The sequence below is a fragment of the Streptomyces sp. NPDC007162 genome (assembly GCF_040634175.1).
Classification (GTDB): domain Bacteria; phylum Actinomycetota; class Actinomycetes; order Streptomycetales; family Streptomycetaceae; genus Streptomyces.
Genome location: NZ_JBEYFC010000467.1, coordinates 1 through 6,990, shown reverse-complemented (window position 1 = coordinate 6,990; position 6,990 = coordinate 1). Strand labels below are relative to the sequence as shown.

Here is a 6,990-nt window from a genome sequence, read left to right as displayed (position 1 = left end):
GCAGGTCAGCCGCGCCGTCGACCTGGGGCCGACCGGTCCGCTCAGCAAACCCTGGACCGGCAAGGGCATCCCCAGCATCGGCCGGCGGGCGGTGCTCGCCGTGCCCGGCACCGACGCGGTGATCCCGCCCGCAGTGACCGAGGCCGTACAGGACGCGCTGGCCGCATGCGCCCAGTACACGCGGCTCGACCTTCCGGACGCGCAGCACCAGGTGGGGGCGTGGCTCCGCGATCACGCCGAGGACCGGCGGGAGTTCGTGGAGGCGATGCTCACCGGCCTCGACGACCGCGGCTGGACGGCCACGCGCGCGTGGGTGGCCAAGCAGCTCGGCCACGGCCGCTCGGTCGCCGAATCCCGCCTTCTGTCCGGTGGTTGGAGCTCCCAGATGCGCCGGCTCACGCTCGACGACGGCACGGATCTGGTGCAACGGTCCTTCGTGAAGCCGTTCTTCCGGCATGCGGGACCCGGGCTGCTGGCCCGCGAGGCATCGGTCCTGACCCTGCTCGCCGGGCAGGAAGGCGTCCCCGCGCCCGCTCTCGTCGCCGTGGACGCCACGGCCGAGCACTGCGATCACCCGACCCTGTTGATGTCCGCTCTGCCGGGTCGTGTCCGCGTGGACGAGGACGACCTCGACCGACGCCTGGATCTGCTCGCGGCCCAGCTGGTCCGCGTCCACGGCGTCGTACCGGCCGAAAGACCGCGCACGTACCAGGCATGGACGTCCCCGGAGCGCGTCCGCGCCCCGGACGGTCCCCTGTGGGAGCGGGCCGTGGAGGTGCTCCGCCGGGACCCGCCACCGTACGAAGGCTGCTTTCTGCACCGCGACTTCCACCCGGGGAACGTGCTCTTCGCAGGGGTCGGCGCCGATCTGCGGATCACCGGTGTCGTGGACTGGGTCGAGACCTCGTGGGGACCTGCCGACCTGGACGTGGCGCACTGCTCGACCGCGCTCGCGCTGCTGTACGGGCCGGAGTGCGGGCTGGCCTTTCGCGAGCGCTACGAGGCACACGGCGGCCGCGACCTCGCCGCCCACCCCGACCACCTGTACTGGCGGTTGCTCGACGCCCTGCACTACTGCCCCGACGCGGCGAAGCTGGCCGGTCCGTGGCGTGACCTGGGACGTGACGATCTGACCTCCGACGTGCTCCGGAAACGGCTGGAGGCGTACGTGACCGGACTGCTGCGGCGGTACGGCTGACGGGCGCCGGACCCTGCATCCGGCCCCGGTACGCCGTAGTGGGCAGCGCGTTGTCGCAGGTCAGGGGTTCTGACGTCGTGTCTTGCTGTCCTGGCGCAGCTGTTCGGTGTGGCCGGTGATGCTGTCGATGCGGGCGGCGAGGTCCGGGCGGGTGGAACGCAGGTGGGGTTCGGCCTCGGTGAGCGGAGTGATGAGACGGGACGCGTCGTCGGCTGCGAGAGCGGCATCGATGCGGCGGACGAAGGGACGGACCGCGGCGGGAAGTTCGGTGAGCGCCGTGATCTGGCCGGCGAGGCGCCGCAGGTCAGCGGCGTTGTCGCGGGCCCACGCGGTGACGGAGCGGTCCCCGGCGCGGCGGTCGCGGGTGGCCCGCACGCGTTCCTCGCCGGTGGTGCCCGCGGCTCCGGGACGCAGCCGCAGATAGCGGCGCTCCGCTGCCTGACGGCTCGCGACGCCGAGAGGGGCCGCGAGATCGGCCCAGCTGGCGCCGGCCTCCCGGGCGGATTCGATCAGATCCGTCTCCCAGCCCGCGAGCCGTTCGCGCACCTCGCGCAGCAGCAGGAGGGAGGCCAGGACCTGCTCGGGAGCGGGGCCGGTGCCGGGCGGCTCGTCGTCCTGTGCGCCGTGGGCGACGTGCAGCGCCTGGTCGATGGAACGCAGGGCGGCAGCCGCGGCGAGAAAGGACGCGGGGCCCGGCCGGTGGCCCTCGGTCGGGCCGCCTTGATCGGATCGTGGGGGTCGAGCGGCAGCGGACATGCGATCTCCTCCGTCGAGCGTGTCACCCTTTCGATGACACCGTGCTTGTCATCGTTTCGATGACATGTTACAACGGTGTCAGAGCGCATTGGCAGTTCTGCCCAAGCACTTGGAGGTGTTCACGATGTTGATGCGCACCGACCCGTTCCGTGAGCTGGACCGTCTCACCCAGCAGCTCTTCGGCACGTCCGGCACCTGGTCGCGGCCCGCCATGATGCCCATGGACGCCTACCGGGAGGGCGACGAGTACGTGATCGCCCTGGATCTGCCCGGTGTCTCGCCGGACGCGATCGACATCGACGTCGAGCGGAACATGCTGACCGTGAAGGCGGAACGCCGCCCGGTCACGAAGGCCGACACCGTGCAGCTGGAGCTGTCCGAGCGGCCGCTGGGCGTCTTCTCCCGCCAGGTCGTGCTGGCCGACACGCTGGACGTCGACCACATCAAGGCCGACTACGACGCGGGTGTCCTGACCCTGCGGATCCCCATCGCCGAGCGCGCCAAGCCGCGCAAGATCTCGATCGGCGCAGGCAGCACCGGGCGCACCGAGATCAGCGGCTGACCAGCGTCGCCTGCACCGTGTCTCGGGCCACGCGCGGGGGGCTGGAGTCCCTACCCACGGCCGTCCTCCGTCGTCGGCAGCCCTCCGCGCCCTGCGGCCTGAGAACACCCACGAGCTGCGCCCTTCGCAGCTCCCCCGGAACACGATCAGCATTCCCACAGGAAAGGCAGTCCGGCCCCCGATGTTCCCCGAGTCCCGACCGACCCGGCCCGTTCCGACCATGACGTACCAGCAGATGCTGGAGAGGGTGCGCTACGAAGGCGCGTATCCCACCCGTGAACGGGCCGAGGAGGCCGTCCGCCACGTGCTGGCCGCGCTGGGCCGACAGCTCACCGGCGACGAACGCGTCGAGCTGGCCGCCCGGCTGCCCTTCGAAGCGGCCCGGATCTTCACGGCTCAGATCCCCGCCGCGCAACGGCTCACCGGCTGGGGCTTCGTCAAGGACCTGGCCACCCACACCGGTGGCACCCAGGCCACCGCCCGCTGGGACGCCGGCACCGTCCTCGCCGTCGTCAGCCGGCTCGCCGGCCCCGACCTCATCACCCGTGTGATCGCCCAGCTCCCCTCGGGCTTCGCCCTGCTGTTCGGCAAGGCCGAACTGACCCAGGCAGCCTGACACCGAAACCACGCGGCACCGGACCTCGACCTCCAGAGGCCCGGTGCCCCGACCGCCGTACGCCACCCCCTGCGCCGTGGCCGCGGACGGGCCTGCGGGCCCTCCGCCCCGGGGTTCCGTCCGGGGCCCCGGGCACGGTAAAAACTCGGTGCTCCCGTCGGCTGCCGACGGCACTGCCAGGAATGTTTCCGCATTATCCAGGTACACGGCTTATGCAGATTCATTTCAGTCGGGCGGAGGCTGTCCGATGTCTACCGGAACTCTTCTGGCGATCATCATCCCCGTTGTGGTGGTCGTGGCCCTGATCGCATTCGCTGTGGTGCTGCTCATGCGACGCCGAAAGCTCCGTGAGCGGTTCGGCCCGGAGTACGAGCGCACGGTCGAAGGAGCCGACAGCAGGTTCGCAGCCGAGCGTGAGCTCAGTGAACGCTCGAAGCGTCATGCCGACCTGGACATCAAGCCGCTCCCGGACAGTGCCCGGGAACGCTTCAGCCGGGACTGGGACGGTGTGCAACAGGAGTTCGTGGACCGCCCGGAAAACGCGGTGCACGACGCGGACCGGCTGGTGACGTCGCTGATGCAGGCGCGCGGCTACCCGACCGAGGGCTTCGACCAGCAGATGAAGGACCTTTCGGTGGAGCACGGGCGCACCCTGGGGCATTACAGGGCCGCACACGAGATCGACACCCTCAGCGTCGGTCACCGGGCCACCACCGAGCAGCTGCGCAGCGCCATGGTGCATTACCGCGCCCTGTTCGACGAGCTCCTCTCCGACGGCGGTCAGACCCGTCACGCCCCGGCCTGAACCCGTCGGCTCTCGTACGCGAGACCCCGAAACATCGACGCCCGCCCGGGCGCCGCCATCAGCGGCCGGTACGCCGACCGAGGAGAGAAGAGGTCACCGTGATCGCTCTCGGCATCATCCTGCTCATCGTCGGATTCCTCCTGCACATCGGATTCCTCTGGACGATCGGAATCATCCTGCTCGTCATCGGGCTCATCCTGTTCCTGCTGGGCTCCGTCGGACATGCCGTCGGCGGCCGTCGCCACTACTGGTAGCCCGTCACGCGCAGGGGCAACACGGGATCCGACGCGGCCGGTGCCACGCCACAGGCCATGCCGTGCCCGGCCGCACCGTCAGCATGCTGTACGACGCGGCCGGGCATCAGCGCATCGGATCAAGAAGTGCTTGCCGGTCCGGTGGCGTTGCCAGAAGCGGGCCACTCTGCAGATCGGCCAGGTCCCGAACGACCGGCCCTTCCCAGCCCTCAGGAGCGGCCAGGGCCAACACGCCACCGTCCGGCGAGCCGGAGGCCCCTCGGCAGCGCAGCAACGTGCCGCGGCAGCACCCGCGATCGCACCCGGAAGCCGGACATCCATCCGTGGGGTTGACGAGACGTGGTCGGTTCGGTGAACACGGGTGGGGTACGAGGGGCAGCCGGTGAGGGGGAGGTAGTGTGAGGGAGGCTCGAACGACCCTCCGCACGGCCCGTGTTGGCCACCGCGGCGGCCAGGTCGTCCGTCCGAGCCGTCTGCACGCGACCTGTGAAAATGGAGCTGATCAACGTGTCGACCGGCGGCGGACGGCTGTGGAGCGGAGCCACCCTGACGGCCCTTGTCTGCATGATCGTCCTGTTACCCGGCCCGAGTTACGCAACCCCGAGCGAACCTGATCCGGGCGACGGCAGGTCGATAAAGCAGATCCAGGACGAACTGGACGGCCTCTACCGCGCGGCCGAGGTGGCCACCGAGGCGTACAACACGGCGAACGAGAAGGCGGCAGGGCAGGAGAGGCGGCTGGCATCGCTTCACCGGAGTCTGGCCCGTACCGAGGACCAGCTGTCCGACCTGCACGACCTCGCGGGTGCGGCGGCCCGCACGCAGTACCGCGGTGGCAGTCTCGACTCCACCGGGATCCAGTTGCTTCTCGGCGACCACCCCGACGACGCCCTGAACGAGGCGGCCCAGGCCCGCCAGGCGATGCGGGATCTGGTCAACGTCTCCGAGGCGCAGCAGACCGCCCGCGCCGAGCTGAGCCGGCAGACCGATGCCGCGGCGGACAAGCTGCGGGAACTGAGGAGCAGCCGGGCGGACAGGGCCGAGTCGAAGCGGAAGATCGAGAAGAAGATCGCCGAGGCCGAGCGGATCGAAGCGGGGCTCAAGAAGGAACAGACCCGCGAACTGGCCCAGTTGGAGCAGGAACAGGCGCGGGAGGCCAGGGCCAAATGGAACGGCTCCGGTTCCGACGGCGGCGCCGGGACGGGAACCGGCTCGGACGGCGGCGGGACGAAGCCGAGCGGGGCAGCCGCCAAGGCCGTCGCCTTCGCGATGGCGCAGATCGGCAAGCCGTACGTGTGGGGTGCGGTGGGGCCCTCGTCGTACGACTGCTCGGGACTCACCTCCACGGCCTGGGCGGCGGCCGGACACCCCATACCCCGTACCTCGCAGGCGCAGTGGCAGGGGCTGACCCGGGTCGGCCTGGCATCCGCACGACCGGGAGACCTGATCATCTATTACGACGCCACACACGTCGGCATGTACATCGGGAACGGGACGATCGTCCACGCCCCCCGGCCCGGACGCACGGTCACCACGGCCCCGGCCGCCTCCATGCCCATCGTCGGCGTGGTCCGACCCGGAGTCTGAGCGGATGACCTCCTCACTGACACCCCGTGACCAGGGAAAGCTGCCCGCGCTCAGCGCACCGCCGCTGATCCGGCTCGACGCCTATGTCGCCGAGGACGGGTCGACGGTGGTCAACGGCCATCTCCTGGAGATGGGCGGCATACGGCAGCCCAACGAGGCCATCCTCGATGCCGTCGCCATGTTCGCCCGCACCCTGGGAGCCCCGGTCGCGGCCACCGTCATCGACCGCACGGTCATGCAGGTGGCGCGGCTGCGCGTGTACCCCGACGGCTCCAGCCGCACCATCGGCGACGAGGAGGACCTCCCACCCGGGCTCGAACGCACCGCCGCGGAGGAGGCGGCGTTTCCTCCGCTCGCCCGCGTCGAGCGCATCATCCAGCACGCGCGGCGCGATGAACTGCACGCCGCGTTCGTCCTCGCCGGCGCGCTGCGCGAGCACCTCACCCTGCGCAGGGGCGCGGAGGACGAACTCGCCCTGGAGGCAAGGGCGATCGAGGCGTACCTCGCCTTTCTGCGCGGCGACTACCTGCTCTCCACCATGCTCGCGCTGACCGTCGCGCGCATCCGCTGCCGCACCGACCTCACCCGGGCGGCACCCGAGGTGGCCCGCGCCACCGCGGCCTGGCAACGGCTCTGGGACGAGGGCCAGGTCGCCACCCGGGGGCAGGAACTGCTGCACATGTGGGAGCACCTGTCCGCGGCCGGCCTGTTGCTGGAACCGTCCCACCAGGCCATGGCCCAGGCCGTCCGGAACCGCCTCGAACGGGGCACACCGTCCTCACCGGCCGCGATCACAGCCAGCGAACCCGCGCTGACCCCAGGTGAAGGGCCGGTGGCTCCCGAGGACAAGCCCCTCAAACCCACCCGCCGGGGATTGCGGCGTTTCACCCGGCGTCCTGGCCCGTCCACGGAAGGTCAGCAGTGAAAGGAGAGGTGATGGGCACGTTCGATGTGCCGCTGGACGACGAACGCACTCAGCTCGACGTGTTCGTCGAGGAGTACCGCAGCGCCCTTGAGGCAACCCTCGACGGTCTCACCGAGGAGCAGGCGCGCCGTCGGCTCGTCTCCTCGGCGACGACGTTGCTCGGGCTGCTCAAGCACGTCACCTGGATGCAACCTCACCCGACCGGCGGCGCGGCTTCCTCTCCAGCTGGCTCGACTTCGGCACGTTCGTCGGCTACGCCCTCGGATCGGCCCTGGTCACCGTGTTGA

Annotated in this window: 8 protein-coding genes and 1 pseudogene; 8 read left to right on the top strand and 1 reads right to left on the bottom strand. The window is 70.6% G+C overall.

Annotated elements, in window-relative coordinates; all coding sequences use genetic code 11:
- Nucleotides 1–1,198 (top strand): aminoglycoside phosphotransferase family protein (locus ABZ646_RS36185; RefSeq protein ID WP_360528751.1); only part of this gene is annotated, 1,198 nt, incomplete at its 5' end.
- Nucleotides 1,199–1,258: 60 nt separating this feature from the next.
- Here the strand turns inward: ABZ646_RS36185 and ABZ646_RS36180 are convergent.
- A complete protein-coding gene (locus ABZ646_RS36180) occupies nt 1,259–1,954 on the bottom strand; it encodes a type III effector protein (RefSeq protein ID WP_360528748.1) in 696 nt (231 codons plus the stop codon).
- Between the two features lie 124 nt (nt 1,955–2,078).
- Between ABZ646_RS36180 and ABZ646_RS36175 the strand changes: the two genes are divergently transcribed.
- The 7 genes and pseudogenes from ABZ646_RS36175 to ABZ646_RS36145 form a co-directional block, all read left to right on the top strand.
- On the top strand, nt 2,079–2,516 hold the full coding sequence (locus ABZ646_RS36175) for an Hsp20/alpha crystallin family protein (RefSeq protein ID WP_360528745.1): 438 nt from the start codon (nt 2,079–2,081) through the stop codon (nt 2,514–2,516).
- A 220-nt stretch (nt 2,517–2,736) separates the two neighbouring features.
- Nucleotides 2,737–3,132 (top strand): DUF2267 domain-containing protein, encoded by a 396-nt coding sequence (locus tag ABZ646_RS36170; protein ID WP_360528742.1) that lies wholly within the window; start codon nt 2,737–2,739, stop codon nt 3,130–3,132.
- Between the two features lie 247 nt (nt 3,133–3,379).
- Complete coding sequence (locus ABZ646_RS36165; protein WP_360528739.1) at nt 3,380–3,937, top strand: hypothetical protein; 558 nt, start codon at nt 3,380–3,382, stop codon at nt 3,935–3,937.
- Between the two features lie 98 nt (nt 3,938–4,035).
- Nucleotides 4,036–4,191, top strand: coding sequence for a DUF6131 family protein (locus tag ABZ646_RS36160; RefSeq protein ID WP_360528736.1), 156 nt, complete (start codon nt 4,036–4,038; stop codon nt 4,189–4,191).
- A 492-nt stretch (nt 4,192–4,683) separates the two neighbouring features.
- The gene (locus ABZ646_RS36155) at nt 4,684–5,778 is read left to right on the top strand and encodes an NlpC/P60 family protein (protein ID WP_360528733.1); all 1,095 of its coding nucleotides are present in this window, start codon (nt 4,684–4,686) and stop codon (nt 5,776–5,778) included.
- Between the two features lie 4 nt (nt 5,779–5,782).
- On the top strand, nt 5,783–6,703 hold the full coding sequence (locus tag ABZ646_RS36150) for a hypothetical protein (RefSeq protein ID WP_360528730.1): 921 nt from the start codon (nt 5,783–5,785) through the stop codon (nt 6,701–6,703).
- Nucleotides 6,704–6,714: 11 nt separating this feature from the next.
- Nucleotides 6,715–6,870: pseudogene (locus tag ABZ646_RS36145) on the top strand (DUF664 domain-containing protein); the annotation flags it as partial.
- Nucleotides 6,871–6,990 lie beyond the last annotated feature (120 nt).